Here is a 16,771-nt window from a genome sequence, read left to right on the forward strand (position 1 = left end):
ATACTGGTGCGATGGAACCGGATTACGACGTCCTGATTATCGGGTCGGGCTTCGGGGGCAGCATCACCGCGCTGCGGCTGACCGAAAAGGGTTACCGGGTCGGCGTGCTCGAGGCCGGCCGCCGCTTCGCCGACGAAGACTTCGCCAAGACCTCCTGGGACCTGCGCAAGTTCTTGTGGGCGCCCCAACTGGGCTGCTACGGCATCCAGCGCATCCACCTCCTGCAGAACTGCATGATCCTGGCCGGTGCCGGCGTCGGCGGTGGATCGCTGAACTACGCCAACACGCTGTATGTACCGCCCGATCCGTTCTTCGACGATCGGCAGTGGTCGCACATCACCAATTGGCGCGCGGAGTTGATGCCGCATTACCAGCAGGCGCAGCGGATGCTCGGTGTGGTCGAGAACCCGACGTTCACCGACGCTGACCGTGTGGTCAAGGAAGTCGCCGACGACATGGGTTGCGGCGACACCTTCGTGCCGACCCCGGTCGGGGTGTTCTTCGGTCCGAACGGAACCAAGACACCCGGCGAGACGGTGCCCGACCCGTTCTTCGGCGGCGCCGGCCCGGCCCGGACCGGCTGTCTGGAATGCGGATCCTGCATGACCGGCTGCCGCTACGGCGCCAAGAACACCCTGCTGAAGAATTATCTCGGCCTCGCGGAATCGGCTGGGGCGCAGATACATCCGATGACGACCGTCACCAAGTTCGCGCAGCGGCCCGACGGACTGTGGGAGGTTCACACCAAGCACACCGGCCGCTTGCTGCGCCGCAAGAGGCGCACCTTCACCGCGAATCACGTGGTGCTGGCCGCCGGCACGTACAACACGCAGAAGCTGCTGTTCAAGATGCGTGACACGGGCACGTTGCCCGGCCTGTCGGATCGGCTGGGCGTGCTGACCCGCACCAACTCCGAATCGATCGTCGGTGCCGCGACGTTGACGGTCTCGCCGAACCTGGACTTGACCCATGGGGTCGCGATCACCTCGTCGATTCACCCGACGTCGGACACTCATATCGAACCGGTCCGGTATGGCAAGGGTTCCAACGCGATGGGGCTGTTGCAGACGTTGATGACTGACGGGTCCGGTCCCGAGGGCACCGATGTGCCGCGCTGGAAGCAGTTGTTGCATCAAGGCGGCGACGATCCGCGCGGCTTACTTCGAATGCTCAATCCGCGTCAGTGGAGCGAGCGCACGGTGATCGCGCTGGTGATGCAGCATCTGGACAACTCGATCACCACGTTCACCAAACGGGGCAAGTTCGGCCGCCGCCGCTACGTCAGCAAGCAGGGGCACGGCGAGCCGAACCCGACCTGGATTCCGGTCGGCAACGAGGTCACCCGTCGCATTGCCGCCAAGATCGATGGCGTGGCCGGTGGCACCTGGGGCGAGCTGTTCAACATCCCGCTGACCGCGCACTTCCTCGGCGGTGCGGTGATCGGCGACAGCGCCGAACATGGCGTGATCGACCCGTACCACCGGGTGTACGGCTACCCGACGTTGTCGGTGGTCGATGGTGCGGCGATCTCGGCCAACCTCGGGGTCAACCCGTCGCTGTCGATTTCAGCGCAGGCCGAGCGGGCCGCTTCGCTGTGGCCGAACAAGGGTGAAAACGATTTGCGGCCACGTCAGGGCGAGCCGTACCGTCGGCTCGACCCGATCGCGCCGCAGCATCCGGTGGTGCCGGCGGACGCGCCCGGCGCGCTGCGCTGGCCGCGGATCGAGCCGATCAGCTCGGCTGGCTGACCGGAAATCTCGTCGACGCTAAGCTGGTGCGCCGGTGTGTCGGCTCCCGGCCTGGTGGCTGTGGCGGTGGCGGCAGCACCGGCTCACGCTCCTGGACGGCAACGGTTGTCGGCTGCTGCGTGCTGAGCTTGAGTTCTTCGCCCGCGTGGCGGATCGTCAGCCCCTCACCGTCGGGTCCGTCGCGCAGCGTATAGGTGACGTCGTTGTGGGTGGCGGAGACAGTCAACCGGAATCCCTGCCATATCAACCGGAACCGCAGGCGTCCGAACTCGTCCGGCAATTGCGGATTGAGCGACAGGATGCCCTCGTCGTCGCGCAGCCCACCGAAGCCGGCGACGAGGGCGGTCCATGCTCCCGCCAGCGAGGCCATGTGCAGCCCGTCGCGGCTGTTGTGGTGTAGGTCGCGCAAGTCGATGAGCGCGGCCTCGTAGGCGTAATCGTGGGCCAGTTCCAGATGGCCGACCTCGGCGCACATCACCGCCTGCGTGCAGGCCGACAGTGACGAGTCACGCACGGTGCGCCGCTCGTAGTAATCGACGTTGCGGGCCTTCTGTTCCGGGGTGAAAGCATGGCTTTGCCACTGCATCGCCAGCACTAGGTCCGCCTGCTTCACCACCTGGGCGGGGTAGAGCCGCACATAGGGCTCGTGTAGCAACAACGGGTAAGCGTTGTTTTTTTCGAAGTCCCACTCCGCAAAAGTGGTGAAGCCTTCGCACTGCTTGTGCACACCCAGCTCGTCGTCGTAGGGAATGTTTGCCGCGTTGGCCGCATCGCGCCAGGAGGCCATTTCCTCGGTCGTGACACCCATCGCGTGCGCCTTCTCGGGATGGCGGGCGCACGCCTCGGCGGCTACCCGCAGATTGTGCGCCGCCATTAAATTCGTGAAGACGTTGTCGCGGACGATCGCCGTGTACTCGTCAGGACCGGTGACCCCATCGAGATGCCAGACGCCGTGGCGGTCGTGGTGCCCGAGTGAGCGCCAGAGTCGGGCAGTTTCGATGAGGACCTCGAGCCCGCAGTCCTCCTCCAGCGAGTGGTCGCCGGTGACGACGCGATACCGCTCGAACGCCATCGCGATGTCGGCGTTGATGTGGAAAGCTGCCGTGCCGGCCGGCCAGTAGCCTGAGCACTCTTGGCCGCGAATCGTTCGCCAGGGAAACGCCGCGCCTTCTAGGCCCAGTTCTGCCGCACGCTCCTTGGCCATGTCGATCGTCGATGCCCGCCACCGCAACGCATCGGCTGCCGCATGCGGCGCGGTGTAGGTGAGGACCGGCAGAACGTATCCCTCAGTGTCCCAGAAGATGTGGCCGTCGTAACCGGTGCCGGTTAGTCCCTTGCTGGCGATCCCGCGTCGTTCGGCGCGCGCGCTCGCCTGCAATAGGTGGAAGAGGCCGAACCGCACCGCCTGTTGGATGACGGGGTCGCCCTCAACCTCGACATCTGCGCTCTCCCAGAAGTCGTCGAGGCGCTGACGCTGTGCATCCAACAGGCCCTGCCATCCGCTGTAGCGGGCGCCGTTCAGCGCACCCGCAGCTTGATCGCGCAGTGCGGGGCGGGAGCGCTGACTAGACCACCCGTAGGCTAGGTACTTCACGATCCGCAGCTTCTGGCCCGGACGCAGTCCGCAGATCACTGTGGTACGGGCCAAGTCTGGGCGCACTTCGGTGTCCACCTCGACCCGCCCCGGGACCTCGATCTCGTGGTCCATCCCGGCGGACATCATCAGTCCGCTGGCCCTGGTGCGGTGCATCAGCACCGCTCGGTTTTCGGTTTTCTCGTGGTCGACCGCCTCAAGCGGTCGCTCCAACACCGCCGCGACCCGCGGATCGCTCGAGGTCTCCGGCTGGTCCTCGTTGGTGACGAGCTCGGATTGCACGGTGATCCGGACGAACTCGTCGAGCGCCTCGACTACGTACTCGATGGCCGCGACGCTGCGCTGGGCTAGCGACACCAGCCGAGTCGACGACATTTTCACTTGCTTGCCCGCGGGGGAACGCCAGTGCGCTTGGCGGATCAGTGCGCCGGCGCGCAGGTCGAGGATCCGCTCATGGTCGATCAGTTGGCCGTAGCGGACGTCGAACAGCTCGTCATCGACCATGAGGCGAAAAAGCTTGCCGTTGCTGACGTCGACGACCGTCTGGCCGGCTTCTGGATAACCGAAACCCGCTTCCGCATACGGCAGCGGCCGGACTTCGTAGAACGAGTTGAGGTAGGTGCCGGGCAGGCCGTGCGGCTCACCCTCGTCCAGGTTGCCGCGCAATCCGATGTGCCCGTTGGACAGGGTGAACAGCGACTCGGATTGGGCCAATAGGTTCAAGTTGAGGTTGGTTTCGCGAATCTGCCAGGGTTCAACTGGGAAAGCATCTTCGGTAATCATGATGGCAACCTAGAGCAGTTCGGCGAGGTCGGTAACCACGACATCGGCGCCGTGGCTTCGTAATTCATCGGCTTGGCCCACGCGGTCGACACCGACCACGAACCCGAAATGCCCCGCGTGGCCGGCGGCGACCCCAGAGAGTGCGTCCTCGAACACCGCCGCTGCGGCGGGTGCGACGTCTAGCAGCTGTGTCGCACGCAGGAACGAGTCGGGTGCCGGCTTGCCGGCGATGTGTTCCTCGCGCAGGGTCACGCCGTCGACTCGCTGCTGGATGAACTTGTCGAGCCCGGTGATCTCCAGCACCTCGCGGGTGTTGGCGCTGGAGGACACCACCGCCGTGGCCAGACCCGCAGCGGCCACCTTTTCCAGATAGCGTCGCGAGCCGTCGAATACCTTGACGCCGTCGCTATGCAGGGTCGTCTGGAAGGCATCGTTTTTGCGGGTGCCCAACCCGTAGACGGTGTCCTTACCGGGCGGGTCGTCGTGGTCGCCGTCGGGCAGCTCGATGCCGCGGCTGGCCAGAAACGACCGGACTCCATCTTCACGTTTCTTGCCGTCGACGTATTTCAGGTAGTCGTCGACCGGATCGAACGGGACGAACGGTTCGCCAGTCTGTTCGGCCCGTTGCTGCAGGAACGCGTCGAACATCAGCTTCCAGGCCTTGGTGTGGACACTCGCGGTGTCGGTGAGCACGCCGTCGAGATCGAACAGGCAGGCGTGCACCGCTTCGGGTAGACCCAGCACGGCGGACCTCGCTTCCAGGCGGTGATTTCGGGCGTGGGCAACTACCACCTCACCATGCCCGAGGCTGGTGCGCCATGCGTTCCGACTGACCGAGTGTTTTCCTCCTGTTCGGCTACCCGACCTGCAGGAGCGTCAGCTGGCAGCGGTCTGCAGGGCCTGCAGCGGAGCGCCGCTGATCACCCGGCTGCGTCGACCGTGTACGTCGACGGGCACGTCGCCCATCACGGTAACCCGGTGCATCAGCCGATACTGGTCGTCGTAGTCGTCGATCGCCCGGTGCTGGGTCGCCCGGTTATCCCAGATGGCGACGTCACCGGCCTCCCAATTCCATCGGATCGTGTTCTCCGGCATAGTGATTCGTCGTTGCAGCAACTCCAATAGCACTTGCGACTCGTAGTTGTCCAGACCGACGAAGCCGCGGACGAAATCCCCGGCCACCAGGGTCCGCTCACCGGTCTCCGGGTGTACCCGCACCACCGGATGCTCGGTGCGAAAGTCAGCCTTTTCGAACCGGATCCGATACGCTCTTTGCTCTTCGGTCTGCATTTGGGACGGAGTGACATAGTCGAACCGGTTGCTGTGCAGCGCCCAGAGATTCTCGGTGAGGTGTTTGAGCGGCTCCGGCAGCGCCTGGTAGGCCGCCGCGGTAGAAGCCCACAGCGTCGACCCGCCATAGCTCGGCAGGGTGACGGCGCGCAGGATCGACGCGGCGGGGTAGTTCGCCACGAACGTGACGTCGGTGTGCCAGCGGTTGGCCTTGCCGTAGTCGGAGTTGATCGGCGTAATGATCGGCGCGTTCTCATGCTGGACTGAGGGATGGGCGATCGGAGTGCCCAGGCGCGCGCCGAATGCCTGCTGCTGGGCATCGTCAAGGTGGTGCTGGTCGCGGAAGAAGATCACCTTGTGGCGCAGCAGCGCCTCGCGGATCTGTCCGACCGTTGCAGCGTCAAGATCGCCGGTCAGTCGTACGCCGTCGATGCGTGCGCCGATGCGGCTGCCCAACTGCGTCACGGTCAAGGTGGATGTCGACGGAATCGTCATTGCAGTGGTCCTCTCACCTGATGTGTAGTCGTGTGACTACACATGCATGCCCGTTAGTGTAGTCAAATGACTACGTAGGCGTCAAGCGGGACGGCCTTAGGTGATCGCTCGTGCCACACCTTGGATGGCGCGGAGTCGTCCATCGGCGAGGGCAACAGTCAGGTTGTTAGCTTTCTGCGCGAAGTCGGTGACGAAGGCTTGCAGTCCGAGTGGACTGGGCGGCAGTGTCAAAAGTGCCTGCATCAAGGTGGCCGCCTGGTCGGTGAGGTCGTTCCAGTGGTCGATCGCGAACCCCGCGGACTCGACGACGGCACGCAACTTGTCTGGCGTGGCCAGGTGGCTGATTCGTTGTTGGTCGGCCCATGGCAGTGGGTAGTCGAGTTCGCCGAGTTCGCCAGTTGTGATGTCCCACAGCGCAAGCCGTCCCCCGCTGGCCAGCACTCGGCGTGCTTCACGATAGAGGCGGGGCTTGTCGGCGATGTTCATCTGAACGTGCTGGCTGAAGACGACGTCGAAAGTAGCATCGGCGAAGGGCAGTTCGGTGACGTCTGCTTGATGAACCGAAATCTGCTTGTCCAACCCGACAAGTCGATTAAGCCAACGCGCCGTTTCGCAGTACTCCTCGGTCAGATCGACGGCGGTAACGTGGCACCGACACTGGTCGGCGACGAAGCGAGCCGTGCCTCCGATCCCACTGCCCGCGTCGAGCACCTGGTTGTCACTTGTAATACCGATCAGATCCACCAGTTGGTTCGTGGCGATGCGACCCATGGTGTGGAAGTCCTCCGTCAGCGCGAGATCTGCCGGCTGAAGATGGTCTAGGTCCTTTCCGGCGGCAATGAGGGCTTGCTCGATGTTGCTGTGAGATAGGCCAGTCGAGTACTGGCCAGGGATTTGGGTGTTGTTCATGTCTGCTCTCTTTCCGATCAGGCGAGCTTGTCGGGCACCTGAGCCCATGCGGTGATCATGGGGGGCATCGTGATTAGCGCGTTGACCGCAAGTGCCTCCTGGCGGAAGCGCGGGACGAAGTTGTCGATATCGGCGAGTTCGTCGATGGCGAAGCCCATTTGTCGTGCTGTTGGGTACACCAAGCGCCAGACTTCCGCGGCGTAGGCCAACATGTCGGTGTCGGCGGCTGTCCCGATCGGCGTGCTGAGAGTCATGCGTGGCGCGCCTAGGCCGGCATCGGCAAAGATCGTGTGCAGTGTGGTGCCAAATTGCGGGCTGAGCCCCATGGCCTCAAACGCGCGGGCGATACCGGTTGTCACCTGCCGGAACAGCGGCATGTCCGGGATGCTGCGTGTTCCGGTGATGTCATTCTCGGAGAACGCGATGATGCCACCGGGGCGCACGAAGGTGCTGAGGCGCCGCAGCGTGGCGGCTGGATCGGGCAAGTGCATCAGGATCAATCGGCCAACTACTGCGTCGACCGGTTCATCAAGGGTGATTTCGTCAATTCCCGCTTGTTTGAAATGCACTGCAGACAAGCCTTGTTCGGCCGCGCGGGCTCCGGCCAGCTCAATCATCTCGGGTGCGGCGTCCACACCAAGAACGGTTCCTGCGGGACCGACCAGCCGAGCGGCCATACACGACACGTCACCGGGCCCGCAGCCGACATCGAGCACCCGCATGCCCGGTCGCAGCCCGGCGAGCCGTAGCGCATGCTCGGTGTGATCGTTATAGAGCCGTCCTTGCAGGAGAAGCCGCCGCACCTCCACGTCGGCATGGCCCAGGACATAGGTGCTGCCGCCTGCTGCAGCAGATGCCGCTGTACTCATCGCGTTACTTCCTCTTTTCCAGTTGTATTTCATGTCTGCGCTTTTCTGCTATGTCGTTGTGCTAAGTCGAGGCCGCGTCGCCCACTTCGGTTCTGCGGTATGCTCGTTTCGCCAGACTGTGGACTGGCCGGATAACCGCGGATGGGCTGGACGGGGATGTTGCTGGACCCGGTCGAACCGATCGAGGCGGTGCATTGGTACGAGTCCGGTCAGCGCGAATAGCCATACTTGGCGAATGAGATTGCTTGCAGTGCGCCGAGATTCCGGACCATTGACATAGCGGCGTGCGATGGTCAGAAAGTCTTCGGGCTCCACACCGGCGACATCGCGGACGTGGGTCGTAGGACCGCCGACCTCCCAGGTACCCAGAGCGTACTCGGGCAGGTAGTGGCGCAGGCTGGATTCGAAAAACTGGTCGGCTCCGAGTCGCTTGGCGTTGACGCGGACAGCCTTCATGAATATCCGCGGGGGAATATCGATGTGGCGTACCCGGCGGCCTAGGGCCTCACCGACGGCGTCGGCGATGTCGGCTCCGGACAGAAGCGTTGGACCGGTCGGGCGGTAGGCCCGACCGTCATGGCGGTGCGGGTCCAGCAAGGCGCTCACTGCAACGCGGGCGATATCTTCGTTGGAGGGAGGCGCATTTCGGCCCGCCCCGGTCGGTGTCGGCAGCACGCCAAGTTGGGCGGCCATCGGGACCAGGTTGAGGTAGTTATCGGCGAAGTAGCCGGGATCGACTGCAACATGGGCGGTGTCGGGCAGAAGCTCGAACAGCCTGTCGGTCAACCATGCCTGCCGGGTCATCAGCGACGGATGCTCGGGGCTTGCGAGCCACTGGCCAAGCGCCACAACCGCTTCCACGCCCGAACGCCGGACAGCAACTGCAAAAGCAACCGCGCTGTCGAGTGCATGGGGGTGGTAAGGCGGGTTGAAGTACAGCCGGCCAACCCCTTCCAGCGCGGCCTGAACCTGCTGGATGTCAAACATATCGGCGACCACAACTTCAGCACCGTGGGCCCGCAAACGGGCACTACGCGCATCGTCGCGATGCACCAAAGCCCTTATCGGCACGCCCTTTTCCAACAGTTGCGCGGCCACTGCGCCGCCGATCTTGCCGGTGGCGCCCGTTACCAAAACGCGATTATGTTCCATGGGACTTCCTTCCTGGGGTTGAGATATCAGTGCGGCGTTCTTGTGGTTGGTATCGCTGCCTGCGAAGCCGCGCTTCGGACCGGCAGCCAGCATGCCCCTATGGGGACAATCGTTAGCAGTCCGAGAGCGACGACTCCGACGGCGTGCTCGCGGTGCTCAGGCATTGCGAGGGCCATGATCAGCATCGCGATGAAGTGGGCGGAGTTAGCCGTCAGGTTGAAGTCCAGAAATAGCCGATGCGCGAGCGGATTACGGGCGGACTGGAATAGAAATATTGCCCACACGATGTAGACGGTTGAGAACATCACAGCGACGGCGTCGCCGCCTTCTCCCCAGTTGAACAGTCGGGCGAGGAGCGATGGCAGGACTTGAATCTGATGCGTCGTGGCGAGAACGAGGTTGGGGACGAAGAACAGTAGATAACCGAGTGCGGTCAGCCGAATCATCAGCGGCAACCATTTGGCCGCTTGGCCTTGAGGCTGCATAGGACTAAGCCTCCACAAGCTCTGGTGCCGCAGTGGACGGCGTTACATGGCGGGCTGGCAGCAGCATGGCGACTAAGATCGCTGCGGCCGCTGCAATTCCGGCGCATACCAGCGATCCGACCTGAAGACCGTCGAGGAATGCATGGTTGACAGTGTCGCGGACTCCGGCAACTTGACCGGCGGGCAGCTTCCCAATGACCGTGTAGGCGCCGGCAATTGAGGCTTGCATCGTTTCGCGGACGTTGGTTGGCAGCGCTGTAAGCGCTGCTGCGGATCCAAGGTGACCCGAATACAGGGATGCGAAAACGCTGCCGACGACGGCCACGCCCAGGGTACCGCCGAGCTCACGGGTGGTGTCGTTCACCGCCGAGCCGACCCCGGCTTTGTCAGCACTAAGCGAGCCCATGATGGCCTCCGTGGCTGGTGCCGTTGTCAGGCCAAGACCACCACCGAGAAGCACCATCTGCAGAGCAATCTCGCTGTAAGAGGTTGCCGCGTCGACGGTGGACGCCCACGCCAAGCCTGCTGCGAACACGCCCAGGCCGGCGGTGACTACGGCCGTGGTGCCGATGCGTTCGACCATCCGCGGCCCAACGACACTCGCCAGGGCGATCGAGATGGCGACCGGCAGCAGTCGCACGCCGGTCTCGAATGCGCTGTAGTTCTTGATGAACTGGAAGTACTGGGTGATGACGAAGATGAATCCGAATAGCGTCAGGAATCCGGCGGTCACCGCCAGGCTGCCGCCTGAGAACCGCCGGTTGACGAACACCGACATGTCGAACATCGGATGGGTGCTGCGGCGTTCCCACACCGCGAACCCGGCGAGAACGATTGCTGCCAAGGTGAAGCCGAGCGCAACCCGCACACTGGTCCATCCCCAGCCCGGTGCTTCGATGACGGTGTAGACGAGCGCCGTCACTCCGACCGCGGACAGGATCAAACCGGGGACGTCGACGGGCGGGGTCGCCGGGTCGCGCGAGGTCGGGATGAACAGCAGCCCTCCGGCGATGGCCAGCGCGGCGACCGGAACGTTCACGAGAAAGACCGAGCCCCAGGAGAAGTGTTCGAGCAGCCAGCCGCCGGTGATTGGTCCGGCGGCCACCCCAACACCCACCATGGCCGCCCACAGACCGATCGCCTTGGCGCGAGGTATCGGCTCGGTGAAGATGTTGGTGATCAACGCCAGCGTTGTCGGGAAGATCACGGCGGCGCCAACGCCCATGGCGGCACGCGCTGCGATGAGCGCATCCGCGGAACCCACCTGCGCCGCGATGGCTGAGGTGATTGCAAACAGTGCGAGCCCGGAACTCAGCCAGCCACGCCTGCCGTAGCGGTCGCCCAGGCTACCGGCCGACAGCAGCAGGCCAGCCATGACGAGGGTGTACGCGTCGACGATCCACTGCAATTGCGCGGTGTCCGCGCGTAGATCGCGGGACAGCGTCGGCAATGCGACGTTGACGATCGTGGCGTCGACACTGATGACGAAGACGGACAGGCAGATCACGGCAAGCGCGGCGATCGGGTGGCCCTGGAACACCGGATGACGAGGGTTTTGTGTAGCCATGGACAGAATATTAAATCTTACAGATAGATTTTTCAAGTAAAAGATTGAAAAAGATGTCCTGGACTGTTAGGCTGACGATGTGTCCACCCGCAAGAGTTACAACCAGAACTGCCCGATCGCCAAGGGGCTTGACATCCTCGGTGAGCGGTGGACCTTGCTGATCCTGCGTGAGCTGCTCGGAGGCCCGCGCCGCTACAGCGACCTGCGTGCCGAGTTGCCAGGCATTGCCACCAACCTGCTCGCCGAGCGACTCAAGGAATTAGAAAGCGCGGGCGTGGTGGACCGCGCCGAGCTACCGCCGCCGATCGCGCGCACTGTCTACAGCCTGAGCGACATCGGCTGGCAGCGGGTGCCATCCATCCTCCAGAGCATCGCCTGGCTGGGCCTGGACCGACTGGACCTGATCGAGGCCGGCCCGGTCTCGCCGTTGACTGGATTCCTCGCCGGATTCGTGGTTCCCTTCGACCCGGTGAGAACTGCGGGTGTTTCCGCGGCTTACCGCGTCGAGATCGACGGCCGTCGTTTCGAGTTCGCCCTTGATCAGGGCCGTCTCGCGGCCGCGACCGGAAAACCGGATGTGACCCTCACCGCCAGCGCGGAAGATCTGGCCATCGCGCGGCTGGGGTCCACCGTGGCCAAGCGCAAGGCGGCGTTGCGGCGCATCGTTTTCGACGGTGATCACGACGCCGTCGACACCCTGCGCGAGGCGTTTTCGCTGTAGGTGGGTGTCACGAAGGGTGCGGCAGCATAGCTGTTGCTCGTTGCCTGGCGATGGGACGCTACCCATCGCCTGAGACTGATGGTCTATCGCCCGCCACTAGACTGGCCCAATGGAGTCAGCATCGCCCCGTCCTGTGCTGGTCGTCGATTTCGGTGCGCAATACGCGCAGTTGATCGCCCGCAGGGTGCGCGAGGCCCGGGTGTACTCCGAAGTGATTCCGCACACCGCATCGATGGACGAGATCAAAGCCCGCGACCCGCAGGCGGTGGTGCTCTCCGGCGGCCCGGCCAGTGTGTACGCCGAGGGCGCGCCGCAGCTGGATCCGGCGCTGTTCGACCTGGGCGTGCCGGTGTTCGGCATCTGCTACGGGTTTCAGGCGATGGCGCAGGCCCTCGGCGGCGCCGTCGCGCGCACCGGAACCAGCGAGTACGGCCGAACGGAATTGAAAGTTGTTGGCGGTGAACTGCATTCGGACCTGCCCGAGACGCAGCCGGTGTGGATGAGTCACGGTGACGCCGTCACCTCGGCCCCGGATGGGTTCGCGGTGGTGGCCACCAGCGCGGGTTCGCCGGTAGCGGCGTTCGAGGACCGGTCCCGACGGTTGGCCGGCGTGCAGTACCACCCCGAGGTGATGCACACCCCGCATGGGCAGCAGGTGCTCAGCCGGTTCCTGCACGACTTCGCCGGCATCGCCGCGGATTGGACGCCGGCCGGTATCGCCAGTGCACTGGTTGAGCAGGTGCGCAACCAGGTTGGCGACGGCCACGCGATCTGTGGGCTGTCCGGCGGTGTGGATTCCGCGGTGGCCGCTGCGCTCGTGCAACGTGCCATCGGGGACCGGCTGACCTGTGTGTTCGTCGACCACGGGTTGCTGCGCGCCGGCGAACGCACGCAGGTACAGCGTGACTTCGTCGCCGCTACCGGCGCCAACCTGGTGACCGTCGACGCGGAAGCGACGTTCCTCGAGGCGCTGGCTGGGGTGACCAATCCCGAGGGCAAGCGCAAGATCATCGGGCGGCAGTTCATCCGCGCCTTTGAAGGTGCCGTGCGGGATGCTCTGGGGGACAACGATATTGAATTCCTGGTGCAGGGCACACTGTATCCCGACGTGGTGGAGTCCGGTGGCGGCAGCGGTGCGGCGAATATCAAGAGCCACCACAATGTCGGCGGTCTGCCCGGCGACCTCAAGTTCAAACTTGTCGAGCCGCTGCGGCTGCTGTTCAAAGACGAGGTGCGCGCCGTAGGGCGTGAGTTAGGCCTTCCGGAAGAAATTGTTGTGCGCCAACCTTTTCCGGGCCCGGGTTTGGCGATCCGGATCGTCGGTGAGGTCACTGCGGCGCGGCTCGACACGCTGCGGCGTGCAGACTCGATCGCGCGCGAGGAGTTGACAGCTGCCGGTTTGGATCAGCAGATCTGGCAATGCCCGGTGGTGCTGCTGGCCGACATCCGTTCGGTTGGTGTGCAAGGTGACGGCCGCACGTACGGGCACCCGATCGTGTTGCGGCCGGTGTCCAGTGAGGACGCCATGACCGCCGACTGGACTCGGGTGCCTTACGAAGTGCTGGAGCGGATCTCCACCCGGATCACCAACGAGGTCGCCGAAGTCAACCGGGTGGTGCTGGACGTCACGAGTAAGCCGCCCGGCACCATCGAGTGGGAATAACGCCGGATCTCCGAAACCCGCACTGCGGACGCCGTCGGCGGGCCTCGATCTGATAGTCCCCTGCCGGCCCGGCAAGTTAGCTGGCTCGTGAGCCGCTTGACGTTTGTCGGTGGGCGGGTGTTGACTGATCGTATCGAACATACATTCGAACATCAGTGGTAACACCCGTTACACCAGGAGGTGGTGATGACGGCGATCCTCGCCTCCGATCAGCCCCATCACAACCGTGCTGAGCAGCTAAAACAGCTGCGTCGCCAGATGGCGGCAGTATCCGGGAGGGTCGGCTCTGCTCGGCTTAGCCATATTCAAAGCCATGCTCATGGTCACCCCGGTCCAGATGACTTGCTACCGGGTTCGGAAACCGCGCTGCCGATCCCGCAGCTGCTGGCGGAGTTGCTGCCTGACGCGTTGCCACGGGGAACGGTGGCGGTGCTCTCGGGAGCCCGGTCGCTGCCGTTGAGCATGGTGGCCGCGGTGACGGCCGCCGGCGGGAACGCGGCCATTGTCGGCCAGCCGGATATCGGGCTGCTGGCCGCCGTGGAAATGGGAGCGGATCTGAGCCGGCTCGCGGTAATCCCGGATCCCGGTTCCGATCCGGTGGAGGTGGCTGCGGTGCTGATGGACGGCATGGATCTGGTCGTCCTGGCGCTGGGCGGGCGCTCGGTGCCAGTGACACGGGCGCGCGCGGTGGTGGCCCGCGCTCACCACAAAGGCTGCACCCTGCTGGTCACCGATGGTGACTGGCAGGGTGCATCGATACGACTACAGGCCCGGGTCTGCGGGTATGAGACCACGGCGGGTATGCCCGGTTTCGGACGGATCAGTGCAGTGCGGCTGGACGTGTGCGCAAGGGGACGGGCAGTCGGCCGGGCGCGAACTGGATAGTTCACGTGGCCTCCCGGGTACTGGCGATTTGGTGTATGGACTGGCCCGCGGTCGCCGCGGCGGCGGCCGCAAGTCTGCCCGCGACGGCCCCGGTCGCCGTCACGCTGGCCAACCGGGTGATCGCCTGCTCATCGGCTGCCCGTTCGGCCGGAGTACGGCGCGGATTGCGGCGACGAGAGGCGGCGGCCCGCTGTCCGCAACTGCACGTCGTGACTGCCGACTCCGACCGTGACGCCCGCTTCTTCGAAGGGGTTATCGCGGCGGTGGACGATATGGCGCCTCGCGCCGAGGTGCTGCGGCCCGGGCTTTTGGTGTTGCCGGTACGTGGGGCGGCCCGCTTCTTCGGGTCCGAACAGCAGGCCGCCGAGCGGCTGACCGACGCGGTGGCCGCAGCCGGCGCCGAGTGTCAGGTCGGGATCGCCGACCAGCTATCCACCGCGGTCTTCGCCGCCCGCGCCGGTCGTGTCGTCGAACCGGGAGAAGACGCGCGGTTTCTGTCGGCGCTGTCGATCCGCCAACTCGCCACCGAGCCCAGCCTGTCCGGTCCGGGACGGGACGATTTGGCAGATCTGTTGTGGCGGATGGGGATTAGGACCATCGGACAGTTCGCCGCATTGCCGCGCACCGACGTGGCTTCCCGGTTCGGCGCCGACGCGGTGAGCGCGCACCGGTTCGCCCGCGGTGAGCCGGAACGCGGGCCGTCTGGGCGTGAGCCGCCGGCCGAACTCGACGCCGTGCTGCAGTGCGATCCGCCGATCGACCGGGTTGACGCTGCGGCATTTGCCGGCCGCTCGCTGGCCGGCACGTTGCATCAGACATTGATGGCCGCCGGAGTGGGATGCACCCGACTGGCCGTTCATGCCGTCACCGCCAACGGCGAAGAGCTGACCCGAGTATGGCGATGCGCGGAGCCGCTGACTGAGGACGCCACCGCCGACCGGGTGCGTTGGCAGCTGGACGGGTGGTTGAATACCCGGACCGTCGTGGATCGGCCCACCGCACCGGTGACGGTGTTGCGGCTGCAGGCGGTGGAGGTGGTGTCGGCCGGGGCGCTGCAGTTACCGCTGTGGGGTGGCCTCGGTGACGAGGACAGGATGCGGGCCCGGCGGGCGCTGGTGCGGGTGCAGGGATTGCTTGGCCCGGAGGCAGTGCAGGTGCCGGTACTGTCCGGCGGTCGTGGGCCTGCCGAGCGCATCACGTTGACGCCGCTGGGTGACGAGCCGGTGCCGCGGGCCGATCCGGGTCTGCCGTGGCCCGGTCAACTGCCCGAACCATCACCGACGGTGCTGCTCGATGATCCAGTGGAATTGCTTGACGCCCAGGGTAACTCGATCCGCGTGACCAGCCGCGGGCTGTTCTCCGCCGACCCGGCACGGCTGACCTCTCGTGGTCGTGACGAGCGGCTGCGCTGGTGGGCCGGACCATGGCCGGTCGACGAACGCTGGTGGGATCCGGATCAATCGGCAGGGGGCCGTACCGCCCGCGTCCAGGTCTTGCTGGAAGGAGAGCGCGCGATGCTGCTGTGCTACCGACAGCGGCGGTGGTACCTGGAGGGAATCTACGAGTGACGGCTCGTCACACCGGTCAGCCGAGCCGCCGTGCGAAGGGCCCGACCCGGTCGATGAACCGGTCGAAGAACGCCGTTGGGTCCACACCAACACCGATCAGCGCGTTGGGCTTTCGACCCCAGCGGCCCGACCAGTCGGTCACCGTCATGCCGCGGGTCAGTGTGCCCGTCAACTCCACGTCGACGGTCGCTGCCCGGGTGGCGAGCAGCCCCGGGTCCAGCGCGACTGCCGCGGCCAACGGATCATGGAGATGCGCCTGGTAACCGTGGCCGAGGTCGTGGTAGGACTCCAGGTAGAACCGCGTCGCGTCCTCGATCACCCGAATCAACGGGTTGGATGCCGATGAGCGGGTGCCTCGCTCGTCGTGAGCGCTCATCACGGTCGTCGTCGTGTTTGCAGCCGCCGCCAGTCTGACCAGTATGTCCGGTGTGATCGCGATGTTCCACGTCACGTCCAGGCCGCACAGAATCGGAAGCGATTGCGGCTCAGCCCCTTCCGGCACTTCGGGGGGCCAGGCGGCGAACACTTCTGCCGCCGCCTCAGGATCCACGCCGATGTTCCATTCCGCCACCGGATTGGTGTTGCCGCGGTAGTCATAGGCCCCGCCCATGATCACCAGCCGGCGCAACAGCTTCGGCAGCGCGGGTTCCTTGCGCAGCGCCAGCGCCAGGTTGGTCAGCGGCCCGGTAGCCAGCCCGATCAGCTGTCCCGGATGGGCATGTGCCGCCTTGACCCATGCCGTCGCCGCATCGTCGCCGGTGAGTTGACGATCGGTCGGCGGCAACTCCGCATACCCCAGACCCTTTGGCCCATGGACCTTCCCGACAGGCAGCGCGGGGGAGTTCAACGGGTGATCGGCACCTTTGGATATCGGCGCGCCGTCGATCCGGCACAGCTCGAGCAGGCCGAGGTTGTTCTCGCAGACTTGATCCACCCCAACGTTTCCGCCGGTCGAGGCGATGCCGACCAGCTCGGCCTCCGGGCTGGCCAGCAGGTAAACCAGCGCAATAGCATCGTCTACACCGGTGTCGACGTCGGCGAA

14 protein-coding genes are annotated in these 16,771 nt (G+C 65.0%); 5 read left to right on the forward strand and 9 right to left on the reverse strand.

Features of this window, described 5'->3' with window-relative positions; all coding sequences use genetic code 11:
* Positions 1–11: 11 nt before the first annotated feature.
* The gene (locus VEI45_RS14400) at positions 12–1,748 is read left to right on the forward strand and encodes a GMC family oxidoreductase (protein WP_324854281.1); all 1,737 of its coding nucleotides are present in this window, start codon (positions 12–14) and stop codon (positions 1,746–1,748) included.
* Here the strand turns inward: VEI45_RS14400 and VEI45_RS14405 are convergent.
* The 8 genes from VEI45_RS14405 to VEI45_RS14440 form a co-directional block, all read right to left on the reverse strand.
* Complete coding sequence (locus tag VEI45_RS14405) at positions 1,732–4,125, reverse strand: glycoside hydrolase family 65 protein (protein ID WP_324854283.1); 2,394 nt, start codon at positions 4,123–4,125, stop codon at positions 1,732–1,734. The genes VEI45_RS14400 and VEI45_RS14405 overlap by 17 nt on opposite strands.
* 9 nt (positions 4,126–4,134) lie before the next feature.
* Positions 4,135–4,887 (reverse strand): beta-phosphoglucomutase family hydrolase, encoded by a 753-nt coding sequence (locus VEI45_RS14410; RefSeq protein ID WP_324854313.1) that lies wholly within the window; start codon positions 4,885–4,887, stop codon positions 4,135–4,137.
* A gap of 114 nt (positions 4,888–5,001) precedes the next feature.
* A complete protein-coding gene (locus VEI45_RS14415; protein WP_324854285.1) occupies positions 5,002–5,910 on the reverse strand; it encodes a TauD/TfdA family dioxygenase in 909 nt (302 codons plus the stop codon).
* 96 nt (positions 5,911–6,006) lie between these two features.
* Positions 6,007–6,819, reverse strand: a complete 813-nt coding sequence (locus VEI45_RS14420; protein WP_324854286.1) for a class I SAM-dependent methyltransferase — start codon at positions 6,817–6,819, stop codon at positions 6,007–6,009.
* A gap of 17 nt (positions 6,820–6,836) precedes the next feature.
* Positions 6,837–7,688, reverse strand: coding sequence for a class I SAM-dependent methyltransferase (locus VEI45_RS14425; protein ID WP_324854288.1), 852 nt, complete (start codon positions 7,686–7,688; stop codon positions 6,837–6,839).
* A 48-nt stretch (positions 7,689–7,736) separates the two neighbouring features.
* Entirely contained in the window at positions 7,737–8,840 is a 1,104-nt protein-coding gene (locus VEI45_RS14430) for an NmrA family NAD(P)-binding protein (protein WP_324854290.1), read from the reverse strand.
* A gap of 26 nt (positions 8,841–8,866) precedes the next feature.
* Positions 8,867–9,325: a hypothetical protein gene (locus tag VEI45_RS14435; protein WP_324854292.1), complete on the reverse strand. Its 459-nt coding sequence runs from the start codon at positions 9,323–9,325 to the stop codon at positions 8,867–8,869.
* Between the two features lie 4 nt (positions 9,326–9,329).
* Positions 9,330–10,892 carry an MFS transporter gene (locus VEI45_RS14440; protein WP_324854293.1) on the reverse strand — a complete coding sequence of 521 codons (1,563 nt, stop codon included), beginning with the start codon at positions 10,890–10,892 and terminating at the stop codon, positions 9,330–9,332.
* A gap of 79 nt (positions 10,893–10,971) precedes the next feature.
* On the opposite strand from VEI45_RS14440, the gene VEI45_RS14445 reads away from it, so the two are divergent.
* The 4 genes from VEI45_RS14445 to VEI45_RS14460 all read left to right on the forward strand — a co-directional run bounded on the left by VEI45_RS14445 (position 10,972) and on the right by VEI45_RS14460 (position 15,729).
* Complete coding sequence (locus VEI45_RS14445; protein ID WP_324854295.1) at positions 10,972–11,613, forward strand: helix-turn-helix domain-containing protein; 642 nt, start codon at positions 10,972–10,974, stop codon at positions 11,611–11,613.
* A gap of 109 nt (positions 11,614–11,722) precedes the next feature.
* Positions 11,723–13,276 carry a glutamine-hydrolyzing GMP synthase gene (gene guaA / locus VEI45_RS14450; RefSeq protein WP_324854297.1) on the forward strand — a complete coding sequence of 518 codons (1,554 nt, stop codon included), beginning with the start codon at positions 11,723–11,725 and terminating at the stop codon, positions 13,274–13,276.
* A gap of 186 nt (positions 13,277–13,462) precedes the next feature.
* On the forward strand, positions 13,463–14,161 hold the full coding sequence (locus tag VEI45_RS14455; protein WP_324854299.1) for a hypothetical protein: 699 nt from the start codon (positions 13,463–13,465) through the stop codon (positions 14,159–14,161).
* A 35-nt stretch (positions 14,162–14,196) separates the two neighbouring features.
* Complete coding sequence (locus tag VEI45_RS14460) at positions 14,197–15,729, forward strand: DNA polymerase Y family protein (RefSeq protein ID WP_324854301.1); 1,533 nt, start codon at positions 14,197–14,199, stop codon at positions 15,727–15,729.
* A 16-nt stretch (positions 15,730–15,745) separates the two neighbouring features.
* Here the strand turns inward: VEI45_RS14460 and VEI45_RS14465 are convergent.
* Positions 15,746–16,771 (reverse strand): nucleoside hydrolase (locus VEI45_RS14465; RefSeq protein ID WP_324854303.1); only part of this gene is annotated, 1,026 nt, incomplete at its 5' end.

This window comes from Mycobacterium sp., from assembly GCF_035623875.1.
Taxonomy (GTDB): Bacteria; Actinomycetota; Actinomycetes; order Mycobacteriales; family Mycobacteriaceae; genus Mycobacterium.

Coding starts and splice junctions, on each gene's coding strand:
- VEI45_RS14415 (WP_324854285.1), bottom strand. CDS start 5,910: ATGACGATTCCGTCGACATCCACCTTGACCGTGACGCAGTTGGGCAGC.
- VEI45_RS14420 (WP_324854286.1), bottom strand. CDS start 6,819: ATGAACAACACCCAAATCCCTGGCCAGTACTCGACTGGCCTATCTCAC.
- VEI45_RS14430 (WP_324854290.1), bottom strand. CDS start 8,840: ATGGAACATAATCGCGTTTTGGTAACGGGCGCCACCGGCAAGATCGGC.
- VEI45_RS14440 (WP_324854293.1), bottom strand. CDS start 10,892: ATGGCTACACAAAACCCTCGTCATCCGGTGTTCCAGGGCCACCCGATC.
- VEI45_RS14435 (WP_324854292.1), bottom strand. CDS start 9,325: ATGCAGCCTCAAGGCCAAGCGGCCAAATGGTTGCCGCTGATGATTCGG.
- guaA (WP_324854297.1), top strand. CDS start 11,723: ATGGAGTCAGCATCGCCCCGTCCTGTGCTGGTCGTCGATTTCGGTGCG.
- VEI45_RS14460 (WP_324854301.1), top strand. CDS start 14,197: ATGGACTGGCCCGCGGTCGCCGCGGCGGCGGCCGCAAGTCTGCCCGCG.
- VEI45_RS14455 (WP_324854299.1), top strand. CDS start 13,463: ATGACGGCGATCCTCGCCTCCGATCAGCCCCATCACAACCGTGCTGAG.
- VEI45_RS14425 (WP_324854288.1), bottom strand. CDS start 7,688: ATGAGTACAGCGGCATCTGCTGCAGCAGGCGGCAGCACCTATGTCCTG.
- VEI45_RS14400 (WP_324854281.1), top strand. CDS start 12: ATGGAACCGGATTACGACGTCCTGATTATCGGGTCGGGCTTCGGGGGC.
- VEI45_RS14405 (WP_324854283.1), bottom strand. CDS start 4,125: ATGATTACCGAAGATGCTTTCCCAGTTGAACCCTGGCAGATTCGCGAA.